The sequence below is a fragment of the Plantibacter sp. CFBP 8775 genome, assembly GCF_014839505.1.
Classification (GTDB): Bacteria; Actinomycetota; Actinomycetes; order Actinomycetales; family Microbacteriaceae; genus Plantibacter; species Plantibacter auratus.
Map to the genome: position 1 here is coordinate 893,370 of NZ_JACYNV010000002.1, position 25,487 is coordinate 918,856.

General features: G+C 70.0%; 14 protein-coding genes. 10 read left to right on the forward strand and 4 right to left on the reverse strand.

The window, feature by feature from the left end:
• Positions 1–263: 263 nt before the first annotated feature.
• The 3 genes from IFR14_RS16615 to IFR14_RS16625 all read right to left on the reverse strand — a co-directional run bounded on the left by IFR14_RS16615 (position 264) and on the right by IFR14_RS16625 (position 10,576).
• The gene (locus tag IFR14_RS16615; RefSeq protein ID WP_191941657.1) at positions 264–1,289 is read right to left on the reverse strand and encodes an HTTM domain-containing protein; all 1,026 of its coding nucleotides are present in this window, start codon (positions 1,287–1,289) and stop codon (positions 264–266) included.
• Positions 1,286–2,275 (reverse strand): DUF5819 family protein, encoded by a 990-nt coding sequence (locus IFR14_RS21005; RefSeq protein ID WP_191941658.1) that lies wholly within the window; start codon positions 2,273–2,275, stop codon positions 1,286–1,288. The genes IFR14_RS16615 and IFR14_RS21005 overlap by 4 nt, the downstream gene beginning before the upstream one ends.
• A gap of 117 nt (positions 2,276–2,392) precedes the next feature.
• A complete protein-coding gene (locus tag IFR14_RS16625) occupies positions 2,393–10,576 on the reverse strand; it encodes a choice-of-anchor G family protein (protein WP_191941659.1) in 8,184 nt (2,727 codons plus the stop codon).
• Positions 10,577–11,225: 649 nt separating this feature from the next.
• On the opposite strand from IFR14_RS16625, the gene IFR14_RS21265 reads away from it, so the two are divergent.
• The 5 genes from IFR14_RS21265 to IFR14_RS16650 all read left to right on the forward strand — a co-directional run bounded on the left by IFR14_RS21265 (position 11,226) and on the right by IFR14_RS16650 (position 17,391).
• Entirely contained in the window at positions 11,226–13,979 is a 2,754-nt protein-coding gene (locus tag IFR14_RS21265) for a helix-turn-helix transcriptional regulator (protein ID WP_191941660.1), read from the forward strand.
• Positions 13,980–14,176: 197 nt separating this feature from the next.
• Complete coding sequence (locus IFR14_RS16635) at positions 14,177–14,821, forward strand: SipW-dependent-type signal peptide-containing protein (protein WP_194719003.1); 645 nt, start codon at positions 14,177–14,179, stop codon at positions 14,819–14,821.
• 20 nt (positions 14,822–14,841) lie between these two features.
• Positions 14,842–15,489 carry a SipW-dependent-type signal peptide-containing protein gene (locus IFR14_RS16640; RefSeq protein ID WP_191941661.1) on the forward strand — a complete coding sequence of 216 codons (648 nt, stop codon included), beginning with the start codon at positions 14,842–14,844 and terminating at the stop codon, positions 15,487–15,489.
• 10 nt (positions 15,490–15,499) lie between these two features.
• Positions 15,500–16,813, forward strand: coding sequence for a signal peptidase I (locus IFR14_RS16645; RefSeq protein WP_342365725.1), 1,314 nt, complete (start codon positions 15,500–15,502; stop codon positions 16,811–16,813).
• A complete protein-coding gene (locus IFR14_RS16650) occupies positions 16,813–17,391 on the forward strand; it encodes a hypothetical protein (RefSeq protein WP_191941662.1) in 579 nt (192 codons plus the stop codon). Before IFR14_RS16645 ends, IFR14_RS16650 begins: the two co-directional genes overlap by 1 nt.
• Here the strand turns inward: IFR14_RS16650 and IFR14_RS16655 are convergent.
• Positions 17,381–18,394 (reverse strand): LacI family DNA-binding transcriptional regulator, encoded by a 1,014-nt coding sequence (locus IFR14_RS16655; protein ID WP_191941663.1) that lies wholly within the window; start codon positions 18,392–18,394, stop codon positions 17,381–17,383. The genes IFR14_RS16650 and IFR14_RS16655 overlap by 11 nt on opposite strands.
• Positions 18,395–18,615: 221 nt before the next feature.
• On the opposite strand from IFR14_RS16655, the gene IFR14_RS16660 reads away from it, so the two are divergent.
• The 5 genes from IFR14_RS16660 (at position 18,616) to IFR14_RS16680 (ending at position 25,425) form a co-directional block, all read left to right on the forward strand.
• Positions 18,616–19,557: a carbohydrate ABC transporter permease gene (locus IFR14_RS16660; protein ID WP_191941664.1), complete on the forward strand. Its 942-nt coding sequence runs from the start codon at positions 18,616–18,618 to the stop codon at positions 19,555–19,557.
• The gene (locus tag IFR14_RS16665) at positions 19,550–20,479 is read left to right on the forward strand and encodes a carbohydrate ABC transporter permease (RefSeq protein ID WP_191941665.1); all 930 of its coding nucleotides are present in this window, start codon (positions 19,550–19,552) and stop codon (positions 20,477–20,479) included. The genes IFR14_RS16660 and IFR14_RS16665 overlap by 8 nt, the downstream gene beginning before the upstream one ends.
• Positions 20,480–20,653: 174 nt before the next feature.
• The gene (locus IFR14_RS16670; RefSeq protein ID WP_191941666.1) at positions 20,654–21,982 is read left to right on the forward strand and encodes an ABC transporter substrate-binding protein; all 1,329 of its coding nucleotides are present in this window, start codon (positions 20,654–20,656) and stop codon (positions 21,980–21,982) included.
• A gap of 38 nt (positions 21,983–22,020) precedes the next feature.
• Positions 22,021–23,349 carry an ABC transporter substrate-binding protein gene (locus tag IFR14_RS16675; protein WP_191941667.1) on the forward strand — a complete coding sequence of 443 codons (1,329 nt, stop codon included), beginning with the start codon at positions 22,021–22,023 and terminating at the stop codon, positions 23,347–23,349.
• Between the two features lie 213 nt (positions 23,350–23,562).
• Complete coding sequence (locus IFR14_RS16680) at positions 23,563–25,425, forward strand: glycoside hydrolase family 2 protein (protein WP_191941668.1); 1,863 nt, start codon at positions 23,563–23,565, stop codon at positions 25,423–25,425.
• Positions 25,426–25,487: the final 62 nt, after the last annotated feature.

A 25,487-nucleotide genomic window follows, 5' to 3' on the forward strand; every position in this document is an offset into this window, starting at 1 on the left:
TGAGCTTGTCGCAGGGCAGCTACCATCCCCGGTCCCTGAGCCTGTCGAAGGGCAGCAACCACCCCCGGTCCCTGAGCCTGTCGAAGGGCGCACTTCGACAGGCTCAGTGGCCGATGAGGTGGGCGGCTCAGTGACCGATCAGCGAGGTCGGTCGGCAGCGGGTCAGGGCGCGAGGGCCGGGACCGGCAAAGGGGTGGCGGTCGGCGCAACCGTGGCGCCGACCGCCGGTTCGTCTCGCACCCGAACGCGCGAGACGGCTGGTGTCACGACGGCGAACCGGCCGACGTCGTGACAGGTCTCTCCGCTGCTTCGCGCTCCGGCAGCAGTTGGCGCAGTACTCCCCCGGCGTGCGCCGCCCACCGGCCGACGGCGATCCAGCTGCGGTCGCGGACGAACAGCAGGTCGAGCGCGATCATCGCGAGCGAGAACGGCCACAGTCCGAGGAACAGGCCGATACCGAGGTGCATGAGGATCGTGAAGCCGAGTGCGAGGATCCGCGTCGGTCGCCACAGGATCAGCACCGGGAACAGCAACTGCACCCAGACCGACAGGAACGTGGCCACCCAGACGAACGGGCCGAGCTGCCAGGCCAGGTCGCTCAGCACGGGGAACGGCCGGAACACGTCGAGGACGAGCGAGTAGTAGAACGCCGTGCCCTCGCGCCACTCGGGGCCCATGAGCTTGTAGATGCCGGAGTTCACGTAGACGAGCATGATCTGGTACGCGCAGAGGAGGACCGCGGTGTTGTTGGCGGCGTTCGCGAGCCAGGCCGGGATCGCGAACCGACCGCGCAGGATCGGCTGCGGCGCTCGACCCCGCCGCTTGGTGAGCCAGGCGTCGACCGACCAGTGACGCGACAGGTCCGCGAACACCAGGAACAGCAGCGTGATGCGGATGATCGTGTCGCCGCCGTTGGTCAGCACCGTGCTGTTGGTCGCGAGCCCCACCCAGAACACGAGCAGGACGGGCGTGACGAACCTGGTCTGCCAGCCGATGAGGAACAGCAGGCCGAGCACGATGAGCACCCCGTAGGCGAGGTCGAAGACGAAGGCGCTGTCCTTCGTGAAGACGAGCTCGAACAGCGGGAACCAGGCGCGGCGGTTCGCCTCCGGGTCGACCCACTTCGATGCGACGCCCCAGAGGTAGTGGCGGTCGGCGAGACTCGTGAGGAGGAAGCTGACGATCGCGACACCGTAGAGGATCCGCAGGGCGGAGAGGCTGTAGCCGGCGTGCTTGGCACCCGTGACCCAGCCGGCGAAACGGTCGAACCACGCGCGGACGGCGTTCATCGTGCACCCCCGTAGCGGGTGATGACGTCCCGGTAGACGGCGAGGGTCTCCGGGTCGATGACGTCGTCGACGTGCCGCCAGCCGAAGGTGACGGCGGTGTCGTCGAACTGCTGCTCCTCGGAGAAGCGGCTCTCGAAGTCATTCGGGCGGGTGCGGTCGATCCGCCACCGGACGCGCTCGACGTCCTGGTCGAAGTACGCCGTGGAGAACGCGGTCGCGTACTCCTTGAGCATGTAGTCGTAGCGGAGGAACCGGACGATGTCGCCCTGCCCTGAGCCCGGCGTCGTGCTGACGGCGTCGAGGTCGGCGATCAGTGACTCGGCCGACTGGGCGCGATACCCGCCACCATCGGCCCGCTGGATGAAGGTGTCGCGCACGATCTCGCGCTGCTGGGCGTCGAGCGCGAGGTACCGGGTGTTGTAGGCGAGCATCGCGTTCCACGAGGACTTCTGGATCCGCGAGGGCTCGGCGTGGCCGGGGACCGCCTGCTGCTCGAGCTTCGTGACGTTGACCCAGTCGGACTTCACGAGGGTCCCGTCGGCGTCACGCCACTGGGCTTGGACGGAGAAGGTGATGTTCGTCTTCATGATGCTCGGCGCGAAGACGTTCCACTTCTGCGTGAAGTACGGGCCCGCCGCGGCGACGACGGCACCACGGACGGGTGTGGTCGGCGAGACGATGACGAGGGTGCCGGCGACGTAGACACCGACGAGGGCGATCGAGACCGCGGCCGCGATGCGCGCGGCCCGCTTCGGCGGGGCGGCGGCTCCATCCCGAGGCGATCCCGCTCCCCGGTCCTGCCGAGCGGCCGCCGGTGCCTGATCGCCGTCCGGAACCTCGGCGCCGTCCGGTCCCTCGGCGCCTTCCGGTCCCTGAGCCCCTTCCGGTCCCTGAGCCCCTTCCGGTCCCTGAGCCCCTTCCGGTCCCTGAGCCTGTCGAAGGGCGTCAGGAAGCCCCCCGACGGGTGTGCGTGTGATCGGAGTCACGGTTCCTCCTTGGTGCTGGGTTGTGATGAACCGCGGGGGCACCCGTTCGGTGGTGCCGTCCGCGGGGGAAGGAGTGGGCCGCGCCGACCCGAATACGGCGCGGCCCACTCGGCGGGGTCACTCCATACGCGCCCGTCGCGTAGCCACGAAGGCACCTCCGAGGAGGAGCATCGTGGCGCCGAGTCCCCCGAGCCACAGGCCGTCGAAGCCGGTGCTCGGCAGACCGGGGCGTGACCCCGGTGCGGCGGCGGCCACCGCGGTGACCGTGAAGGCGGTCGCCTCGCGGTCGAGCGGCAGGTCGCCGGTCACGGATCCGGAGAGCTCCACCCGGTGGGCACCCAGCTCGATCGACGAGTCGACCGGGAAGGTGAGGGTGGCCTTGCCGGAGGCGTCTGCGACGACGGGCGTCAGTGCGAACGGCGTCGAGAAGACGGTCGCCGAGACGGTCTCGCCGGGCTCGAAGCCGGTGGCGTAGACCTCCTGGATCACGCCCGTGTCGCGGACGATCGTCGAGTACTTGACGGTCGCGAGGCGCTCGTCGCCGGCGTCGGTGTCGCCGTCGGCGTCAGCTGCCGTGTCGGCGTCGGTCGCCGAGTCGGCATCGGCGTCGTTCGCGACGTCCGAGTCGGTCGCGGCGTCCACGTCGGCATCGGTCGCCGTGTCAGCGTCCACATCGGCATCGGTGGCCGTGTCAGCGTCGGTCGCGGTGTCAGCGTCCACATCAGCGTCAGTCGCGGTGTCAGCATCAGCGTCCACATCGGCGTCAGTCGCCGTGTCAGCATCCGCGTCCACGTCAGCGTCGGTCGCCGTGTCAGCGTCCACATCGGCATCGGTCGCCGTGTCAGCATCCGCGTCCACGTCAGCGTCAGTGGCGGTGTCAGCGTCCACATCAGCGTCAGTCGCCGTGTCAGCATCCACATCTGCGTCGACGTCCGCATCGGTCGCGGTGTCAGCGTCCACATCAGCGTCAGTCGCCGTGTCAACATCCGCGTCCACGTCAGCGTCAGTCGCCGTGTCAGCATCCACGTCAGCGTCGGTAGCGGTGTCGGCGTCCACATCTGCGTCGACGTCCGCGTCGGTGGCCGTGTCAGCGTCCACATCAGCGTCAGTCGCCGTGTCAGCATCCACATCTGCGTCGACGTCCGCATCGGTCGCGGTGTCAGCGTCCACATCAGCGTCAGTCGCCGTATCAGCGTCAGCGTCCACATCGGCGTCAGTCGCCGTGTCGGCATCCACATCTGCATCCACGTCAGCGTCAGTCGCGGTGTCAGCGTCCACGTCAGCGTCAGTCGCCGTGTCAGCGTCCACGTCAGCGTCAGTCGCGGTGTCAGCGTCCACATCAGCGTCCACGTCAGCGTCGGTCGCCGTGTCGGCGTCCACGTCAGCATCCGTCGCGGTGTCGGCGTCCACATCGGTGTCCACGTCCGTGTCGGTATCCACGTCGACGTCGACGTCGGCATCCGTGTCCACATCGACCGCAGCTGCGTCGGTGTCGACGTCGACCGCTCCGTCCTCGATCGTGACGTCAGCCTCGGCCGGCGTCTCGGAGACATCGCCTTCGGCGGTCACCGTGACCGGTCCGGGCGTGTAGTCGTCCGGGATCGGCAGGTCCACGGTGAAGGAACCGTCAGGGTTCGTCACCACGGTGACGGACGGTGCGCCCGGGATGGACACCGTGACGGTCTCCCCTCCGGCGAAGCCCGTCCCGTCGACCGTGACCGTCTCACCCGGCAGCACCGACGACGGGTCGACCGTGATGGCCGTGTCGTACGCGAGGACCTCGATGATCGTGGTCGCCGGCTCGTTCGATGCAGCACCGAGTGCCGTGACCGTGACGTCGCCGAGCGCGTAGCCGTCGGGGACCGGCAGGGTCACCGTGAAGCCGCCGCCGGCGTTCGTCACCTGCGTGACGGCCGGAGCGCCCGGGATGGACACCGTCACCGTCTCATTGGCCGCGAAGCCCGATCCGGTGATGACCGTCGTGTCGCCGGCGATCAGCGCGTCCGGGGAAGCGGTGATGACGGGCGAGAACACGACGGCGGTGACCGTGACAGTGGTGGTGGCGGGTGTCTGCGACACCGCTCCCTCGGCCGTCACGACGAGCGGGCCGGCGGTGGCAGCCGCAGGGATCGCGATGCCGACCGAGAACTCACCGGCGCCGTTCGTCGTCGCCGGGACAGCGGTGCCGCCCGGGACCGAGACCGTGACGGACTCGTTCGCGGCGAAGCCGGTACCTGTGACGAGCGTCGCTCCACCGGCCGCGACCGTGCTCGGGTCGGCGGTGATCGCCGTCTCGTAGGCCTCGACCGTGAGCTCCGCCTCCGCGGGCGTCGCCGAGGTCTCGCCGACCGCGGTCACCGTGACGGGCCCGGCGGGCGTTCCGGGCGGCACCGGCAGGGTCGCGGTGAAGCCGCCGCCGCCGTCAGCCGTGACCACGACGGGGTCGCCGCCGGGGATCGAGACGCTGACCGACTCGTTCGGCTGGAAGCCGGTACCGGTGACCGTGGTGGTCTGGCCCGGGTTCACCGTGTCCGGTGTGAGGGTGATCGCCGTGTCGTAGACCGTGGCCTCGACCGTGACGGTGGTGGTCGCCTCGGTCGCCGAGACGACGCCGAGTGCGGTGACTGTGACCGGACCGGTCGCGAAGCCCTGCGGGACGGCGAACGTCGTGGTGATCTCACCGTCGGCGTTCGAGGTGACCGTCACCGGCGCGAGACCGGGGAAGGTGACCGTGACGCTCTCGGTCGGAGCGAAGCCGCTCCCCGAGATCTCCGTCGAGGTGCCGCCGGGGACCGTCGCCGGGTCGGCGGTGATCGTCGGCGTGTAGACCACGTCGACCGTGAGGTTCGTCGTCGCAGGGGTGTCGGACGTCGCACCGAGCGCGGTCACGACGACCGTGCCTTCGGCGTAGTCGGCCGGCACGGGCAGCGACACCGAGATGGTGCCGGTCGCCGTCGCCGTGGTGGTCACCGGGTCGGCGCCGGGGAACGAGACCGTGACGCTCTCGTTCGGTGCGAAGCCGGTGCCGGTGACGAGGGTGCTGGCACCCGCGACGACGGTGGTCGGGTCGGCGGTGATGGCCGTGACGTAGGTCGTGGCCTCGACGGTGAGCGTCGCCGTGGCGGGGGTCGCCGAGACGGCCCCGGTGGCGGTGACGGTCACGGGTCCGAGCGGGAAGTCCGCCGGGAGGTCGACGCTCACCGAGATCTCACCGTTGCCGTTCGACGTGGTGGGGATCGGCGTCGCGATGCCCGGGACGGTGACGCCCACCGCCTCGTTCGGCGCGAAGCCGTCACCGGTGACCGTGGTGCTGCCGCCAGGGGCGACCGTCGTCGGGTCGAGGGCGATCGTGGTCTCGTAGGCCTCGACGGTGACCGTCGCGGTCGCGTCCGTCGCCGAGACGGCGCCCGTTGCGGTGACGACCAGCGGTCCGGCCTCCGTGCCCGACGGGATCGGCAGGGCGGCGGTGAAGCCGCCGTCACCGTTCGCCGTCACGACGACCGGCGTGCCACCGGGGATGGAGACCGAGACGGACTCGTTCGGCGCGAACCCGGTACCGGTGATCGTGGTCGAGGTGCCGGGGAGCAGCGTGTCGGGGTCGGCGGTGATCGCGGTCTCGTACGGAACCACGGTCACGTCGGCGTCGGCGGGCGTGTTCGACGTGTCACCGGTCGCGGTGATCGTCAGTGGCCCAGCAGGCGTTCCGGCCGGGATCGTCACGGCCTGGGTGAAGTCGCCGTCACCGTTCGTCGTCACGGTGACGGGGTCGCCGCCCGGGATCGTGATGGTGACGGTCTCGTTCGGTGCGAAGCCGGTGCCCGTGACGGTGGTGGTGCCGCCCGGGTTGACCGTCGTCGGATCAACCGTGATCGCCGTGTCGTACACGACCGCTTCGACGAGGACCGAGGTCTGCGCCGGCGTGAGCGACAGGGCGCCCGTGGCCGTGAACGTCACGGTCGCGGGGACGAAGTCCGCGGGGAAGGCGACCACCTGGCTGATCTCACCGAGCCCGTTCGCCGTGGTCACGACGTCGTCGAAGCCGGGAGCCGAGATGGTCACCGACTCGTTCGCGACGTAGCCGGAGCCGGACAGGATCGTCGAGTCACCGGGGTTGAGGGTGGACGGCGTCGCGGTGAGCGTCGTGTCGAACGCCTCGACGGTGATCGTCGCAGTGGCAGGCGTGGCCGAGACCGCGCCGACGGCCGTCACCACGACGGGGCCGGGGTCCGTGCCGGGCAGGATCGGCAGGATGGCGGTGATGTCGCCGTCCGGGCCGGCCTCCACAATGACGGGCGTGCCGCCGGGGATGGAGACGGAGACGGAGACGGACTCGCCGGGCAGGAAGCCCGTTCCGGTGACGGTGGTGCTGCCGCCGGGAAGGAGCGTGTCGGGGTCGGCGGTGATCGCCGTGTCGTAGACCGTGGCCTCGACCGTGACCGTGGTCGTCGCCTCGGTTGCGGAGACGACGCCGAGGGCGGTGACCGTGACCGGACCGACCGCGAAGTTCTGCGGGACGTCGATGGTGGTCGTGATCTCACCGGCTGCGTTCGACGTGACCGTGATCGGGTCGAGGCCCGGGAAGGTGACCGTGACGCTCTCGCTCGGAGCGAAGCCGGCGCCCGAGATCTCGGTGCTGGTGCCGCCGGGGACCGTGGCCGGGTCGGCGGTGATCGTCGGGGTGTAGACGACGTCGACCGCGAGGTTCGTCGTGGCCGGGGTCTCGGAGACCTCACCGAGGGCGGTCACGACGACCGTGCCCTCCGCGTAGTCCGCCGGGACCGGGAGCGACACGGAGATGGTTCCGGTCGCCGAGGCCTGCGTGGTGACCGCGGGCGCACCGGGGATGGAGACCGTGACGGTCTCGTCGGGCTCGAAGCCGGTACCGGTGACGAGCGTGCTCTCCCCCGCGACGACGGTCGTCGGGTCGACCGTGATGGCCGTGACGTAGGTGGTCGCCTCGACGGTGAGCGTCGCCGTGGCCGGGGTGGCCGAGACGTCGCCGGTGGCGGTGACCGTGACGTCCCCGAGCGGGAAGTCCGCAGGGAGCGTGACACTGACCGTGATCTCACCGTCGCCGTTCGCCGTGGTCGTCACGGGCGTCGCGAGGCCGGGGATGGTGATCGAGACCGACTCGAGCGGAACGAAGCCGGAACCGGTGACGACCGTGCTGCCGCCGGGGGCGATGGTCGCCGGGTCGAGCGCGATGTCGGTGTCGTAGGCCTCGACGGTGATGTCCGTCTCGGCCGGTGTGGCGGAGACGGCGCCGGTGGCGGTGACCGTGAGCTGGCCGGCGGGCGTACCCGACGGGATCGGCAGGACGGCCGTGAAGCCGCCGTCGCCGTCAGCCGTCACGACGACGGGCGTGCCGCCAGTGAAGGAGACGGAGACCGACTCGTTCGCGGCGAAGCCGGTGCCGGTGATGGTGGTCGAGTTGCCGGGGAGGAGCGAGGCCGGGTCGGCGGTGATGGCCGTGTCGTACGGCAGCACCTCGAGGTCGGCGGTCGCCGGGGTGGCCGACGTCTCGCCGGTCGCGGTGACGACGAGCATGCCGGCCGGCGTGCCGTCGGGGACGGGCAGGTCGACGGTGAAGCCGCCGTCGCCGTCCGCCTCGACGGTCACCGGGGTGCCGCCCGGGTAGCCGACGGTGACCGTCTCGCCGGGCAGGTAGCCGGTGCCGGTCACGGTCGTGGTGTTCCCAGGGATGAGCGACGTCGGGTCGAGCGTGATGGCGGTGTCGTAGATCGTCGCGGTGACGGTGACGACGGTGGTCGCTTCGGTCGCGGACACGGCGCCGAGCGCGGTGACCGTGACGTCGCCGACCGCGAAGTTCTGCGGGACCGCGATGGGGGTGCCGATCGCGCCGAGTGCCGTCGCGGTGACGGTGATTGGCTCGAGGCCGGGGAACGTCACGACGACGTCCTCGCCGGGCGCGAAGCCGGCGCCGTTGATGATCGTGGTCGTGCCACCCGCGACCGTGGCCGGGACGGCGACGATCGAGGTCTCGTAGACCACGGTGAGGTTGGTGGTGGCCGGGGTGTCGGATGTCTCGCCGAGCGCGGTCACGACGACCTGGCCTGCGGCGTAGTCCGCCGGGACGTCGAGCTCGACCGAGATCGTGCCGGTTCCGGTGGCCGTCGTGGTGACCGGGTCGACGCCGGGGATCGACACGGTGACGGTCTCACCCGAAGCGAAACCGGTGCCGGTGATCGTCGTAGTCTCACCGGCGACGACACTGGCCGGGTCGGCGGTGATCGCGGTGACGTACTGCGTCGCCTCGACGGTGACCGTCGTGGTCGCGGGGCTGGCCGAGGAGGCGCCGGTCGCCGTGACCGTCACGGGGCCGAGCGGGAAGTCCGCCGGGAGCGTGAGGCTGGTGGAGATCGTGCCGGTGCCCGTCGCGGTGGTGACGATCGGGTCGGTGAGGCCGGGGACGGTGATCGACACCGACTCGCCGGGCAGGAACCCGGTGCCGGTGATCGTGGTGCTGCCACCGGGAGCGATCGTCGCCGGGTCGGCGGTGATGGCGGTCACGAACGGCGCGACGACGAGGTCGGTGGTGGCCGGGGTGTCGGAGGTCGCACCGGTGGCGGTGAACGTCAGCGTCGCCGGGGTGAAGCCGGCGGGGATCGCGACGCTCTGGCTGATCACACCGGCGGCATCCGACGTCGTGGTGACCGGGTCGAGGCCGGGTGCGGTGATGGTGACCTCCTCGTTCGCCGCGAACCCGGTGCCGTCGATCACGGTGGACTGGCCGGGGTTGACCGTCGCCGGTGTGGCGGTGATCGCCGTGTCGTACACGACGAGCGTGCCGCGGACGGAGGACGATGCGAGGTTGACCGTCGCGAGCGAGATCGCCGGGACGAGGGAGATCTGCACAGCGCGGACGGTGGCTGACCCGTCTCCGAGGTCGCCGGTGGCCGGCTGCACGTTCGCGGTCACGTCGGCGACGAGGGTGACGATGTTGAGGATCGGCCCGACGACGTTCGCGGCGAGGCCGCCGGTGATGCCGTCGACCGTCGATTCGGCTGTCTCGAGGACCGTGAACACTCCGCCGACGACCCCGAGCACCAGGTTGAGCAGGTTCGAGATGATCTGGTCGAGGCTGAGACCGAGGACGCCGAGCACCGTGTTCAGCACACCGGTGACGAGTCCGGAGGTGACGAAGGTCGCCGACCCGTCCTCGATGGCGGACAGCGGCGCGTTCAGCGTCAGGGTGACCGCGTTCTGGCCGAGTGCTCGGACCTGGACCACGGCGTTGACGTTGGTGGCCTCGACGGCAGTGCGCAGGCCGGTGACGACCGCCGTCACCTGATCGGTGATGGCCTGCGTGATGCCGTCAGCGATCGCAGCGGCGATCGGACCGGACAGCAGCGAGGTGTTGGGCGGCAGCTCGTTGAGATCCGGCAGGTCAGGGTCAGCTGCGAGCAGTGTCTCGATGTCGACCGTGACGGCACCCGTGGTGAGGTCGACCGTGACGCCGCTCGCGGAGCCGACCGGACCGGTGGGGAGCAGGGCGTTGAGGTTCGGAGGAGTGACGGCCACGGAGGTCGTCGAGGTCACGATGCCCAGGTTGATCGCTCCGGTGAGCGCCTGGTTGAGTGCGGTCTGCAGACCGTTGAGCGAGGTCTGGACACTCCCGACCGTGGTCTGGAGGTTCGTGTAGACGTTCTGCACGAGCGGGCTCTGGAGCGTGAGCGTCGCACCGGAGATCTGGTAGTCGGGAACGGCCGTGGCGCCGCCCGTCTGCGAGATCGTGGAGGCGAGGGCGCCGAGGCTGAGGGAGAGGTCGCTGAGGATGCCACCGGTCGGGGTCCCGACCCGGCCCAGCAGACCGGTCAGGTCGAGTTCGGCGTCCGCCGGCGGGGCGTCTGGCCCGCCGATCGAGACGCCGCCCTGGTCGGTGACCGCGCCTGAGCCGGCGATCGCGTCGCCGTTGGCGGCGGCGGACCCGTACTGGGCGACCGCGCCGAGCTCGATGACGCCATTGGCACCGAACAGTTGGAGCGAGCTGCCGAGATCGACGCCGAGGGTGTTGAGCACTTCGGCCGACAGCGGGTTCGCGGCGACGGGGTGGACACCACTCGGGTTCTCGGCGCGGGCACCGGCGACCGCGGCGAGGGCGTCGAGGTTGATCCCGGCCGCCTGTCCTCCGAGGAACCGGCCGAAGCCGTCGGAGACATCGGTCGGGGCCGCTGTGGCCGCCGTCGTCGATCCCATGGCGATGACCGTGCCGACCACGGCCATAGCCGCGACCTTCCACGCACGGCCTCGGCCGAGGATGCTTCGCTGCTGTTCCCCCACGGTGGAACCCTTTCTTCGGTGCACGGGCGAACCCGCGACTGGCGTCGATCCCGGCCAATCTATGGGCGGGCTTCCCTGTCCCCCAGAGGAGGGACCCCAACCTCCGTAGTGCCGGATCGAAAACCGGTACTGGTCTCGGCAGTGCGAGGCGGCGACGCGGGACGCCGGGTTTCGAACGGTCCCGGAGCGGCGTCGACACGTGTTCAGTGGCGGCGGTCCAGCGCAGTTGATTCCCAGCGCGTCATGTCATCGATGACGGTTGAGAGATAACCCTCACCGGCCGGGGGTTTACCCCCGAGTGGGGTGCGTAGTTTCTACTGAGAACGCTCTCTTAGGGCTGCGGAAGCACTCAGGGATTACGGATAATGGGGCATCCGACGGAGTATTCGCAGCGTCCCTGGTGATGCGGGTCCCGTCGTCCTGACGGAGCTTGAGGGGGCTGCGATATGGAAGAACCGGTTGCGACGGCAGTGGAGCGAAAGCCACATCCGAGGTCGCCCGAGCAGGTCATCCCATGAACCCGGGTGCGCATCGGTTCAGCGGCGGCGCGCGGTGTGCCGCATCGCCCACCCGTCGCTCCGGCGAGTTCCGCCAGTCAGCCACCCGCGCTCCCGCCCAACCGAGCGGTCGATCGGCGGCGATCACCCGGATGACGGCACTCATCGCGAACCGGACCAGCACGCTCCTCGTCGGACCACACGGCTACGGCAAGACCTTCACCGCGGATGCGATCGGGCGGCGGATGCACGAGGACGGACACCCGGTCGTCCACGTGTCGGGTGCGTCACGGGACGCCTCGCACACGCTGAGCGACTGGCGTAGGGCGCCGAGCGGCGCCGTCTTCATCGTCGACGACGGCGCGAACCTCCACCCGGCGAGCCTCGCCGACATCATCGAACTCTCGCGGTCGCGTGAGCAGGTCGCCCTGGTGACGCTGGAGCAGGAGCTCGCCGGGTTGCAGGGCCGCGGCGACGAGTCCGCCGATCGGCTCCTCGCCGTCTGGCGGAGCGGATCGCTCACCCGGATCGACCTCCCGGCGCTCGACGGGTTCGAAGCCTCGGCGATGGTGGACGAGGCCGCCGACGACGCGGTCCTCGACGACATGGCCAAAGCCGTCATCGTGCGGCTGAGCAACGGCTCTCCGCGACTCGTGCACGAGCTCACGAAGGACGCCCTCGAGACGGGCGGGGAGTTCTACCTGCCGCGCAGCATCCTCTCGCTCGGGGTCGCAGGGGTCTCACCGCGCGTCCACGACCTCACGGAACCCCAGCTCTCGCGGCTCGAGGACGAGGGTCGCTACGCGCTGGTCATGCTGGCGAAGCTCGGCCCGGTCCCCTACTCGCGCGCGATCCGCCTGCTCGGCGAGCACCAGTTGCACGCGCTCCTCCGGCTCGGACTCGCGCGGAACGACGGCTCGAACCAGGACCGCATCGTCGCCGACGAACTGCACGCGTGGTCGGCACTCGCGGAGTGGCGCCACAGCGGACGACTGCACCGCCACGACCGCGTCCAACGGACGCTCATCTCGGACCTCCGTGGCGGTGCCCGTCTCACCCCGAACGAGTCCTTCATCCTCGGCCGGTACTGGCTGACGGCCCCGCACACCGAGCTCGACGAGGGGTTCGAGTCGCTCACGATGGCCCGCACCTTCCTCGAGGCGGCGCACGTCGCGAACGTCTCCGGCCTCGCTGAGGACGGTCGTCTGCTCGCGGAACGCGCGTACACCTGGCGCCCGTCCGTGGCAGCGGCACTGCAATGGTCGCGGTCGCTCGCCATGCTGGGCGACGGTGAAGGGGCTCAGCGGGTCCTCGAGGTCGATCCCGCGGCCGACTCCGACGAGGACATGCAGGCGGAGGTCTTGAGTTGGCGGGCGACCCTCGATCGCTGGTCCGAACGCACCTGTGCGCAGGAGCTGACGGAGCAGGAGGAGCACAGCCGCGTGCTGTCCCAGCGCATCCTGATGGTCGAGACCTGGCGAGACCAGGATCGGCAGGAGCCGTCCGAGAGCGATGCCGTCTTCTGGAAGGTCTTGCGCGACGTCGACGCCGCGCAGTCCTCGCGACTCTATGCCGCCGCTGCGCTCGTGACCCGGCTCGGCCTCCGGCTGCCACCGTCCGAGCTGCGGGAGCTGCTCCAGCTGGGTGACGCCGTCTACCGGTCGGTGCCCTACAGCGCAGCGCGGCCGTTGTCACACGCCCTGCGCGACGCGAGCGCCATGTACGTCCTGTCGGCCGGCACCATCCGCCTGCTCACCGGACTCTCCTGGGCCGGCTTCGCGCGCTACATCGACGAGTTCGTCGCTCGCGCCGAGCGCGGGACCGGGCGCCTGGCGACGACGGACCAGTGCATCGTCGGGATCCTCGGAGCCCAGTTGGCGTTCTTCGACGGCCGCCCGGACCGCACCGTGGCCGACCTCCGGGTCGTCGAGCGGCTCCTCGACTCGACCGTTCCGCCCGAGGTGCACACGCAGACCGCGCTGCTCCTCGTCGGCGCTCTCGCCCAGACGGGCGAGCTCGAGGAGGCGACGGAACGGCGAGCCGCCGAGGACGAACGCCTCATCGCCACCTCCACGGTCCTCTCCTATCTGGCGGACATCGCCGACTTCGGTCTGCTGATGGCAGGCGGTCGCATCATGGAGGCCCGGGATCATCTGCGTCGGCTCGCGCAGGACATTCGGAAGCCACTGACCGAGCGGGTCTACTCCGCGAGCCTGGCCGCCGCCGCCGGTGCGGACCTGTCCGAGACCCTGTCCTGGGTCGTAGACGCCCGAACGCAGGAGCTCACGCCACTGCAGGCGTCGCTCATGCTGCTCCTCGAGGCCGGCGCCGCCGGCGACGCGAGCCGCGTCGAAGAGGCCGCCTGTTCGCTCGAGGAGGTCGGAGCGCGGCACCGGGCGATCGGGGCCCATCTGCTCGCAGAACGACTCCACGCGGCCCAGGGGCGACTGCAGCACGCCCGCCGTTGCGCGGAGCGGGCCGCAGAACTCGTGGGTCCCACGCCAGGCGCCGCTGCGGATACGGAGGCCCGATGGACCTCGGTCGTGTCTCCGTCGCCCGTGTTCGCCACCTACCGGGCGGAGACGACCGATGAGACGGTGCCGGTCGAGCGCACCGTCCCCGTGGAGCCGCACTCGACACACGCTCCGCTGGCCTACCTCTCCCGCGGGCAGACGGACACCGGCCAGGAGACCGCCGGGGCCGACCTGAGCGCGCTCACCCGGCGGGAGCTGGAGGTGGCCCTGCTCATCGCGCAAGGACTGAGCAATCAGGAGATCGCGACGCGGCTCTTCCTCAGCGTCCGCACCGTCGAGTCGCACGTGCTCCAAGCACGGACGAAGCTGGGTGCGGGGAGACGGCGCGACCTCGGCCGCCTCGTCGCGCAGTCCTCGCAGCGTCAAGCCTGACCCCCGGATCGGGCGCCACGGCGCGGTTCAGCAGTTTTCTCGGTAGCGTCCGTCGATCCCAGTACCCCACTACTGGTTACAACCGTCAGCCTGCTGCCTATCGTCCTGAGAGTGTCGTGAGACGCGCGGAGGCCGTCTCCGCACGCCCGACACCTGTGGTGACGCCAGCCGTCACCGGCGGACTCCAGGGGGCTTCCATGACCATCGACACCAGCACCGAGGCCCCAGCGGCCACCGGCACCGACGCGCCCGTCCGCGGCCAGCGCAGCAAGCGGGCGAAGGCGATCCTCGCCGGCGGCCTGGTGCTCGGCGTCGGTGCGGCCATCACGCTCGCGGCCTGGAACGACTCCGAGTTCGCGACCGGGATCTTCGCCGGTGGTGGGTTCGGCATCGAGGGCAGCACCGACGGCACCGCGTTCACCGAGCACCCGACTGAGGCTGCGGCCGCCCCGCTCACCTTCGCGGTGGAAGCCGACAACCTGGCACCCGAGGAGCCCGTCTACGCCGGCTTCGCCGTCCAGCTGACCGCCGCGTCGACGTACGCCGGCACGGTCGACATCACCGCCACGAGCGGCGCCGCCATCGCCTCCTCGCTCAGCTACTCCGTCGTGGAGACCACCACCTTCGGCTGCGACGCCGCGAGCTTCGCCGCCGGCGACCCGCTCGTGACGGATGCCGCCACGACGTCGAGCACTGCAGCGGACATCTTCACGCTCGGTGCCGTCACCACGCCCGTGTTCCTCTGCTTCGAGGTCACCCCGGCGGCGAGCCTCCCGCAGTCGTCGCCGAGCGGCACCGTGGTCTGGGAGTTCGCGGCCGAGTCCACCACCCCGCTGCCCTGACCCGCGGCGGGACGGCGATCATGGGACGACACACGCCGGCGGCGGGGAGGCACCACCGCCCCGCTGAACAACGGAGCACGTCGCGCTACACGAAGGCCAGAGCGGCCCTCGCAGCAGCGCTCGTGCTCGGCGTCGGCACCTCGCTCACCCTCGCGGCCTGGAGCGACGACGAGTTCGGAACGGCGACCTTCGCGGCGAGCACCTTCGCCGTGGAATCGCAGACCTCGTCGTCGACCTGGGCGGCCCACGAGGCGGCGAACCCCGCCACGTTGGTCTTCAACGCCACCGCCATGTCGCCAGGGCTCTCCCAGTTCGCCTTCATCGACATCCGCACGACCGCCGCGACGAACATCGGCGGGACGGCGGCGCTGTCAGCGGTCTCGGCGGCGACGGGCACCCTCCTGCCGCAGCTCGAGTACCGCGTGGTCACGACGGCTGCGGGCACAGCATGTAACGCCGCCGCGTTCACCTCCCCGACGGTCCCCGGTTACACCGCGTCGCTCTCGACGGGCACGGCTCCGCCGACCGCGACCGGAGCGCTCACTGCGGCGGGCAACTCCACCGTGCGCTTCTGCTTCGACGTGCGGGTGAAGGCCGGCACCGCCTCCAGCTTCCAGGGCGGGACGGCGTCGGCGACATGGCAGATCACCAGCACCTCCAGTTCCTGATCGGAGCACCGTGACCCGACCCTCCACGGAAGCGATCGACGCCACCGGACGGCAGCAACCCCGCCGCTCGGTGGCGTCGATCGTCGGCAGCACCCTGCTGAACCTCGCCGCCGTCGGTGGGGTGGTCTGCATCGTGCTCGTCATCCTCGCGACCTGCTTCAACATCACCCTCATCATGTTCAAGACCGGTTCCATGAGCCCGACGATCCCCACCGGCTCACTCGCGCTCGTCCGCGAGATCCCGGCATCCGACATCGCGGTCGGCGACGTCGTGACGGTCGACCGCGCCGGCCAGCTGCCCGTCACCCACCGCGTCACCTCGGTGAGCGGCGGCGTCGACACCGCGGGACCGCAGCGCACGATCACCATGCAGGGCGATGCGAACCTGTCGGAGGACCCCGAGCCGTACACGGTCTCGACGGTCCGCCTCGTGCTCGCCTCAGTGCCCGGGCTCGCGTACCTCGTCGTGTGGCTGTCCAGCCCGTGGGTCCTGGCCGGGCTGACGCTCAGCTGTTCGGCCCTCGTCATGTGGGCGTTCTGGCCGCGCTCGGATCGCAAGCGCCCACCGGGTGGCTCGGGAGGAGCTGACGGCGGCCGTCGTGCTGATCCCCGTCGCCGCTCCTCCATGGTCGGCGCCGACGGAACCGGACCACGACCGGCCCGCCACGCCGCGCTTCGATACTCACCGGTCGCCCTGCTCCTCGGTGCCGGCCTCGCGATCAGCGCTGCCGCTCCTGCCCACGCAGAACCGAAGGTCGACGTCATCGCCGGCGAGGCGGTCGTCCTCACCTCGATCGGCGACCCGTCGGCCATGCGGTCCCTCACCCCCGGTCGGTCGACGCCCTGGGAGGTGGGCATCAGCACCAAGCCCGAAGCCACACCGGGCTCCATCGACGTGACCATGGTCGGCTCCGGCTCGCCCGAGCTCGGCCTCGTGATGGTGGTCGACGCCTGTTCCGTCCGGTGGACCGCGGCCGGCTGCGTGGGCACCGTCACCCACCTGTTCGACGAGATGGCGGTGCCCGTCGACGGCGTCGAGCGCGTAGTGCTGTCGATGCGCAGCTCGGAGGCGTGGTGGCTGAAGTTCGACGTCCGGATGCCGTCCGGTGCAGCGGTGGCGAACGCCTCGGTCGCCCTCACGGTCACAGCGGAGGGCATCGGTGACGACGTCTCGGTCTCGCCCGGCCCGATCACCACACTCCCCCGGACCGGCGCGAGCGTCGAGTTCGCCGTCTGGGCGGCTGCGGGCGCGATCCTGATCGGTCTCGTCGGCGCGTGGTTCGGCTCGCTGCGTCAGCACTCGCGCTCGGCGAGGGGCGCTTGATGAAACCAGGTCGGTCGAGACACGTCGCGGCGGTCGTCCTCGCGACCGCTGTCGCGCTCGTCGCGGCTCCTGCTCCGCAACCGGTGGAGGCCGCATGGCAGGACGCCGAGTCGGGTGCCGCGACGTTCGCCGCACTGAGCATCCCCAAGCCCGCCTACCTCGCCGGAGCAAACGGGTGCTCCATCTCGACGACGTCGGTGCTCGGCGTTGGACTGGTCATCAACTCCTACACCCTGACGTTCACCATGCCGGAGGGGTATGGCGCGGCGGACATCCAAGTCGGCGGCGGGAACACGTCGACCACGATCGCCCTCGCCTCGGCGGCGGTCACACCGGCCGCGACCTCGCCGACGCCGAACCCGACGAGGCAGTACTCCGTCACGTTCAACCGCGGTCTCCTCGACGGACTGCTCACCGGGCTACTCGGCGGAACCGGCTATCTCGGCGTCCGCGTAGCTCCATCGAGCCTGATCGTTCCGCCGCTCGCCCGAGACACGATCTGGACGTCGCCGTGGGCCGTCGTGCAGGTGGGGACGGGCCTCCTCGGCACGAACCCGACGTGCGCCGTCATCGGGTGAGTCGCGCCGGACCGGACGATTCTCTGACGATCAGCTCGAACCCTGCGCGCACTCGCCGCCCCGGCCCGACGTGCCCGGCCACACGTTCGACCAGCATCGCGACGGCCTCGCGGGCGATGGCCTCCTTGTCGGGCGCGACCGTCGTCAGTGACCGCATCGCGTACCGGCCGTCCTCGATGTCGTCGAAGCCCACCACCGCCAGGTCGCGCGGGATGTCGACGCCGCGATCCCACGCGGCGCGCATCGCGCCCAGCGCCATGAGGTCGTTGAAACAGAACACGCCGTCGGGAGGATCGCCGGCGTCGAGCATCCCGCCCATGACGGCCGCCCCGCTCGCGCGATCGTATTCCCCTTCGGCCATATACCGGTTCGGGTCGAGTCCGGCCTCCTGCATCGCGCGGGTGAACCCGTCCACGCGCTGCTTCGCGGTGCCCGTGGAATGGGCCTGCCGACCGATGGCGCCGATGCGCGTGCATCCCTGTTCGATCAGGTGCCTGGTCGCCACGTAAGCCGCCTCGGTACCGTCGATGGCGACGTGGTCCGCGCTCGCGCCGTAGTCGCGCTCGCCGAGCAGGACGATGGGCTGGGTCGCGGCGGCTGCCTCGACGTCGGCGGCCGTGAGGTTGAGCGCGTTGAGCAGCACGCCGTCGAAGGTCGAGGACACCGCTCCCCCGGTGAGCACGGCACGCTCGCGTTCCGGGTCGCCGTTCGTCTGATCGACGACGAGGGTGAGCGAGCGCTTCGTGAGTTCAGGGATGAGGCAGCGGGCGAGGTCGGAGAAGTACGGAACGTCGAGCTCGGGGACGACGAGCGCGATGAGTCCACTGCGGTTGTTGCGGAGTCCTCTCGCGTGCGGATTGGGCCGATAGCCGAGCTCGTCGATGACCGCCTGGACGCGTTTGCGGGTCTCGGCGCCGACCCGTCCCGGCAGGTTCACGACGTCCGACACCGTGCGCTGGGAGACGCCGGCCGCCTGCGCGACATCCCGTGCGGTCACTGCCATCCGTGCCTCCCCGTCGGTCGCGCGCGCTCCACCGTGCGTCGGTCCTGACGCAAGCGTACCGACTCCACGCCCGTCGGATACCGGCGGCAACCGATTTCCAAGTCCGTCTTGTGCTACGTAGCACAAGCGGTTAGCGTGTCTCCCTGTCAGCACGGTCGCAGCGAGTCGAAGGAGATGCGCAGCATGTTCGAGAGCCCACCACCCATCACCCGAGCCGCCACATGAGCGCGCTCAACGAGCTGCGCGCGCTGCGGACGCCGAAGGGGGCAGTCAAGCATCGCGACGCCTCCGAGTTCCGCGACAACCGCGCGGCGCTCCTCTTCCTCGGCCCCTGGATCATCGGCTTCCTCGTCATCACGCTCGGGCCGGTGCTCGTCTCGCTGTACCTGTCCTTCACCGACTACAACCTCCTCCAGAACCCGAACTTCACCGGGCTCGAGAACCCACAGCGGATGGTCGAGGATCCCCGCCTGCACCAGTCCCTCGGCGTGACCATCACCTACGTCCTGGTCTCGGTGCCGTTGCAGCTCATGGTCGCCCTGGCGATCGCGGTCCTCCTGGATCGCGGCCTGCGCGGGCTCTCGTTCTACCGGTCGGTGCTGTACCTACCGTCGCTCCTCGGCGGCAGCGTCGCGATCGCCGTCCTGTGGCGCCTCGTCTTCGGTTCGAGCGGCCTCGTCAACGCGCTGCTCGCCGTCTTCGGCATTCAGGGGCCCGGTTGGATCTCGGAACCCGACACCGCGCTGTCGACGCTGATCATCCTGCACGTATGGACGTTCGGCGCGCCGATGGTGATCTTCCTCGCGGGCCTCCGGCAGATCCCGCGGCAGTACTACGAGGCGGCGTCGACGGACGGTGCCGGCCGGTGGACCCAGTTCCGGTCGATCACCCTCCCGCTGCTCAGCCCGATCATCTTCTTCAACCTCGTGCTCGGCATCATCGGCGCGTTCCAGTCGTTCACGCAGGCCTACGTGGTGTCGAACGGATCGGGCGGGCCGTCCGACTCGACGCTGTTCATCACGCTGTACCTGTACCAGAAGGGCTTCGGCAGCTTCCAGATGGGGTACGCGTCGGCGATCGCGTGGCTCCTGCTCATCATCATCGCCGCCGCCACGTCCATCAACTTCTGGGCCTCGAAGTATTGGGTGTTCTACGATGACTGATCTCAAGACCCGCCCCTCGTCCGAGGACGGCCTCTCGCCCGATGCGGCCGCCCGTCGCGAGCGGGGCGACGCACAACGCGCCAAGCTCCTGCGCCGACAGCGGATCTCGAGCATCGGCAAGCACGCGCTGCTGATCCTGCTCGGGCTGCTGATGCTCTACCCCGTGCTGTGGATGGTGGTGTCCTCACTCCGTCCGAACGGGTACATCTTCGACAACCCGGGCCTCGTGCTCGACACCTTCGAGGCGTCGAACTACACGAACGGCTGGAACGCTCTGGCGCAGCCGTTCGGCAGCTACCTGGCGAACTCGGCGATCGTGGTCGTCGGGTCGATCATGGGCAACCTGCTCACCTGCTCACTCGCCGCGTACGGCTTCGCCCGGCTGCGGTTCCGGTTCAAGCGCTTCGCCTTCGCGGCCATGCTGCTCACGATGATGCTGCCGATCCACGTGCTGATCATCCCGCAGTACGTGATCTTCGCCCAGCTCGACTGGATCAACACCTACCTGCCGCTCATCGTGCCGAAGTTCCTCGCGACGGACGCGTTCTTCATCTTCCTCATGGTGCAGTTCATCCGCGGCATCCCCCGCGAGCTCGACGAGGCGGCGCGCATCGACGGCGCCGGGCACCTGCGGATCTTCGTGCAGATCATGCTCCCGCTCATGACGCCTGCACTCGCGACGACGGCGATCTTCACCTTCATCTGGACGTGGAACGACTTCTTCGGCCAGCTGATCTTCGTGACCGACCCCGACAAGTACACCTCGTCGGTCGCCCTCCGCTCGTTCGTCGACACCCAGTCGCAATCGGACTACGGCGCCCTCTTCGCCATGAGCGTCGTCACCCTGCTGCCAGTGTTCCTCGCCTTCCTGTTCGGTCAGCGCTTCCTCCTCCGAGGCATCGCGACCACCGGAGGCAAGTAGCCCGGAGCCGCACTTGGTCCCTGAGCCTGTCGAAGGGCCCGGTCCCCGAGCCGCACTCGGTCCCTGAACCGCACTCGCTCCTCGAGCCACAACCCGGTCCCTGAGCCACAACCCGGTCCCTGAGCTTGTCGAAGGGCCATCCTCATCCCGTTCCATCCCTCCCGAAGGAGAACCATGCGACGCCACCCCCGCCCCCGCTCCCGCATCCTCGGCTTCATGGCCGCCACTGCCGTCTCCGCACTCGCCCTCACCGGCTGTGCCGTGGGCGGAGGGAACGGCGACGCGGCCCTCAGCGACGAGGACGTCACCATCTCGTTCGCGTGGTGGGGAGCGGGTGCGCGCGATGAGCGCACGCGCGCTGCGATCGACCTCTTCGAGGAGCAGTACCCGAACATCACGGTGAAGCCCCAGTCCACCGAGTGGGGTGGATACTGGGACAAGCTCGCCACGACCGCTGCCGGCGGCAACGCACCGGACGTGATGCAGTTCGATCAGACGCACCTCTCCTCCTACGCGCAGCGCGGAGCACTCGCCGACGTCGACGGGTACGCCGACGTCCTCGACACCTCGGAGTTCCCGGAGCCGCTCCTCGATCAGGGCAGGGTCGACGGCAAGCTGCACGGCGTCCCGGCCGGCGTGGGGTCGACGGGCGTCCTCGTGAACACGAGCGTCCTCGCGCAGTACGGCGTCGACCTCCCCGATCCCACGACGTGGACCTGGGACGAGCTGACGGCGACGGCACTCGCCGTGACGGAGGCATCCGGTGGCGCAGTGCACGGCATCACCCCCTTCGGCGGGGACATGCCGACGCTCACCCTGTGGGCCAGGCAGCACGGCAACGACGTCTACGACACCGAGGGCGAGCTCATCCTGGAGGAGTCGGTCCTCACCGACTACTGGGACTACGCGCTCGCGCAGATCGACAGTGGCGCCGCACCGACGGCATCGCAACTGGCTGAGCAGGCCGGTTCCGCGCTCGACCTGTCCGACATCGCGACGGGGAAGACCGCGTTCACCTTCGCACCGTCCGCGCTCGTCACCGCCTACCAGGCCGCCGCACCCGACAGCGCCTTCGACCTCGTCCCCATCCCGGCGGATGCGGACGCGACGGACGGCTACATGTACGTCCGCCCGTCCATGTACTGGACGGTCTCGTCGCAGTCCGAGCACCCTGCTGAGGCGGCGCTGCTCATCGACTTCCTGACGTCGGAGCCGGCCGTCGCCAAGCTGTTCGGCACGGAGCGCGGCATGCCGGCCACGCCCACCTTCCAGGAGGCGGTCGCGCCGGACCTCACGCCCGGCGATCAGATCGTCGCCGACGCGATCGAGTCCGCGACCGCACTGTCGGGCGACGCACCCGGCATCACGCCGGTCGGCGCCGAGGACGCGGAGTCCATGCTCGCCCGCTACAACCAGGACGTCCAGTTCGGCAGGAAGACCACGGCCGAGGCCGCGAAGGCCTACATCGACGAACTCCGCACGGCGATCACCGCCGCTTCCTGAGCCCCTCTCACCCCATCAACCCCATGCAAAGGAGCATCATGCAACGCCAACCACGATCCCGGTCCCGCCTCCTCGGCTTCGCAGCCGCAACCGCCATCTCGGCGCTCGCCCTCAGCGGCTGCGCCGTCGGCGGTGGGAACGGCGATGCCGCGCTGAGCGACGAGGACGTCACCATCACCTTCAACTGGTGGGGCGCCACGGCCCGCGACGAGCGCACCCGCGCGGCCATCGACCTCTTCGAGAAGAAGTACCCCAACATCACCGTGAAGGGCCAGTCCACCGAGTGGGGCGGCTATTGGGACAAGCTCGCCACGACGGTCGCCGGCGGAGACGCCCCCGACGTCATGCAGTTCGACCAGCTCTACCTCGCCTCGTACGCGCAGCGCGGGGCACTCGCCGACCTCGGTGCACTCGACGAGTTCCTCGACACCTCCGACCTCAGCGCCGAGGTGCTCGACCAGGGCAAGGTCAAGGACGAGCTGTACGGCGTGCCGATCGGCGTCGGCACCGTCGGCCTCATGGTCAACCGGTCCATCTTCGAGCAGTACGGGATCCAGCTGCCCGACGCGACGACCTGGACGTGGGACGACCTCAACGAGGTCGCCCTGCAGGTGACCGAGGCCTCGGGCGGCGCCGTCCACGGCATGTCCCCGTTCGGCGGCGACATGCCGACCCTCACGCTCTGGGCGCGTCAGCACGGCAATGACATCTACGACAAGGAGGGCAAGGTCATCCTGAAGCCCGAGGTCGTGGAGAGCTACTGGCAGTACGCGCTCGACCAGATCGAGAGCGGCGCGGCGCCGAGCGCCTCACAGCTGGCCGAGGGCAACGGTGTCGCGATCGACCTCATGGACATGAGCACGGGCAAGGTCGCGATGACCTTCCAGCCGTCATCCGTGCTCACCGCATTCCAGGCCGCTGCACCCGACCACCAGCTCGACCTGCTGCCGTTCCCGGCGGCGAAGGACTCGTCTGAAGGATTCCAATACCTGAAGCCGTCGATGTACTGGTCGGTCTCGTCGAAGTCCGAGCACCCCGCTGAGGCGGCGTTGCTGGTGGACTTCCTCACGACGGACACCGAGGTCGCGAAGCTGTTCGGCACCGAGCGCGGCATGCCCGCGAACCCGGACTTCCAGCAGGCGATCGACCCCGACCTGACGCCGACGGACCGCATCGTGGCCGACGTGGTCGACGCCGCGCGCGAGGAGTCTGGCACCCCGCCGGCGATCACGCCCGTCGGTGGTGGCGACAGTGAGAAGATCCTCGGCCGCTACAACCAGGACGTCCAGTTCGGCAAGACCACCCCCAAGGAGGCCGCTGAAGCCTTCGTCGCCGAGCTGACGAAGGCCGTCGACGACGCCCGGTAGCAATTCCCCCGCCCTTCGACAGGCTCAGGGACCGCCGATGGGACCCCGGTCCCTGATCCCCCGGTCCCTGAGCCTGTCGAAGGGCCAACCCAGGTCCCGAATCGCTCCCGATCCGCGGCCCACCCCCGGTCCCTGAGCCGAACCCCCGGTCCCTGAGCTTGTCGAAGGGCCCGACGACACCTCCACCCACCACGACGCATCGGAACGACACCCATGACGCACCCTCTCCTCTTCCCCGCCCCGCTGCCGAGCGGCCGCGCCGACACCACGCCGCAGCCGCGCCCGGAGTACCCCCGGCCGCAGCTCGTCCGTGACGGCTGGGTCAATCTCAACGGCCTGTGGGAGTTCGAGATCGACGCAGGCGACAGCGGGCTCGAGCGCGGGCTCCTCGGCCGCGAACTGACCGACCGCATCCTCGTCCCGTTCGCGCCGGAGTCGGCCGCGTCAGGCGTGGAGCACACCGACTTCATGGAGGCCGTCTGGTACCGCACGCGGTTCACGGTGCCGGCCGGCTGGCAGGGGAAGCACGGCGTGCTGCACTTCGGTGCCGTCGACCACGACACGACCGTGTGGGTCGACGGGGTCGAGGCGATGCGGCATCGGGGTGGCTTCACGCCGATCCGCGTGCCGCTCGGCGCAGTCGAGCCGGGCCAGGAACTGGAGATCGTGGTGCGCGCCCGCGACACCCGTCACGAGCCGAAGGCCGGTGGGAAGCAGGCGACCTGGTACGGCAACACCGACTGCTACTACACCCGCACGACGGGGATCTGGCAGACGGTCTGGGTGGAGGCCGTCGACGAGCTGCACCTGCGGCGGTTCACCGTGGTTCCCGATGCGGTCGCCGCGCGCTTCGACTGCACGCTCGTCCCCAGTCGCAACGCCGCCCGTGCGACCGCGACGGTGACCCTGTCCGCCGGCGGTGTCGTCGTCGCGAGCGAGACCGCGCAGATCGGCTCGACGATGTCGCCGTCGGTGCGGCTCGAGGTCCCGGCGGACCAGCAGCGGCTCTGGAGTCCCGCCGACCCGTTCCTCTATACCCTCGACATCGAGATCCGCGATGGTGCGGGCGACGTCACCGACCGCGTCTCGAGCTACGCCGGGCTGCGCAGTGTCGCGATCGACGGCACCGCGGTGCTGATCAACGGCGAGCACGTCTTCCAGCGGCTCGTGCTCGACCAGGGCTACTGGCCGTCCTCGCTCATGACCGCGCCGGACGACGACGCACTCGTGGCCGACATCACGCTCGGGATCGACGCCGGGTTCAACGGTGCGCGGCTCCACCAGAAGGTGTTCGAGGAGCGGTACCTCTATCACGCGGACCGGCTCGGGTACCTGGTGTGGGGCGAGTTCGGCGACTGGGGCGTGTCGGGTGCGGGCACGGTCGGTCACAACCAGGGGCCGACGGCGTCGTTCATCACGCAGTGGGTCGAGGCGTTGGAGCGCGACGTCAACCATCCGTCGATCATCGGCTGGTGCCCGTTGAACGAGACGCACCAGACCCTGCACGACCGCGTGACCGTCCTCGACGACGTCACGCGCGGCATGTTCCTCGCGACGAAGCTGATCGACCCGAGTCGCCCGGTGATCGACGCCTCGGGCTACGCGCACCGGGTGCGGGAGACGGACGTGTGGGATGCGCACTCCTACGAGCAGGACCCGGCGGCGTTCGCACTCGAGCAGGGCGGGATCGCGGACGGTGAGCCGTTCACGAACCTCGAGGACGGACGCACCATCTCCTTGCCGTACGAGGGGCAGCCGTTCTTCGTGTCGGAGTTCGGCGGCATCTGGTGGAACGCGGAGCTCGCCGCCGCAGACACCGGCGGTGACTCCTGGGGCTATGGGGCGCGGGTGGCGTCGGTCGAGGAGTTCCACAAGCGCTTCGCGGGGCTCGTCCGGGTCCTGACCGACGACGAGAACATGTTCGGCTACTGCTACACGCAGCTCACCGACACGTTCCAGGAGCAGAACGGCATCTACGACTTCGATCGCAAGCCGAAGTTCGACCTGGCCCGGGTGCGTGCGGTCCTCGCGGCCGACGCCGCCTACGAGCGCCGGGTCCGCCCCGCCACCTCCTGACCCCTCGGTCCCTGAGCTCCCACCCGGTCCCTGAGCCTGTCGAAGGGCCCATATCCCCAACC

What these genes read in the sequence shown, in the direction of transcription:
- IFR14_RS16660 (WP_191941664.1), top strand. Translation starts at nt 18,616, where the DNA reads ATGAGCGCGCTCAACGAGCTGCGCGCGCTGCGGACGCCGAAGGGGGCA.
- IFR14_RS16650 (WP_191941662.1), top strand. Translation starts at nt 16,813, where the DNA reads ATGAAACCAGGTCGGTCGAGACACGTCGCGGCGGTCGTCCTCGCGACC.
- IFR14_RS16680 (WP_191941668.1), top strand. Translation starts at nt 23,563, where the DNA reads ATGACGCACCCTCTCCTCTTCCCCGCCCCGCTGCCGAGCGGCCGCGCC.
- IFR14_RS16670 (WP_191941666.1), top strand. Translation starts at nt 20,654, where the DNA reads ATGCGACGCCACCCCCGCCCCCGCTCCCGCATCCTCGGCTTCATGGCC.
- IFR14_RS16635 (WP_194719003.1), top strand. Translation starts at nt 14,177, where the DNA reads ATGACCATCGACACCAGCACCGAGGCCCCAGCGGCCACCGGCACCGAC.
- IFR14_RS21265 (WP_191941660.1), top strand. Translation starts at nt 11,226, where the DNA reads ATGACGGCACTCATCGCGAACCGGACCAGCACGCTCCTCGTCGGACCA.
- IFR14_RS16615 (WP_191941657.1), bottom strand. Translation starts at nt 1,289, where the DNA reads ATGAACGCCGTCCGCGCGTGGTTCGACCGTTTCGCCGGCTGGGTCACG.
- IFR14_RS16675 (WP_191941667.1), top strand. Translation starts at nt 22,021, where the DNA reads ATGCAACGCCAACCACGATCCCGGTCCCGCCTCCTCGGCTTCGCAGCC.
- IFR14_RS16640 (WP_191941661.1), top strand. Translation starts at nt 14,842, where the DNA reads ATGGGACGACACACGCCGGCGGCGGGGAGGCACCACCGCCCCGCTGAA.
- IFR14_RS16665 (WP_191941665.1), top strand. Translation starts at nt 19,550, where the DNA reads ATGACTGATCTCAAGACCCGCCCCTCGTCCGAGGACGGCCTCTCGCCC.
- IFR14_RS16655 (WP_191941663.1), bottom strand. Translation starts at nt 18,394, where the DNA reads ATGGCAGTGACCGCACGGGATGTCGCGCAGGCGGCCGGCGTCTCCCAG.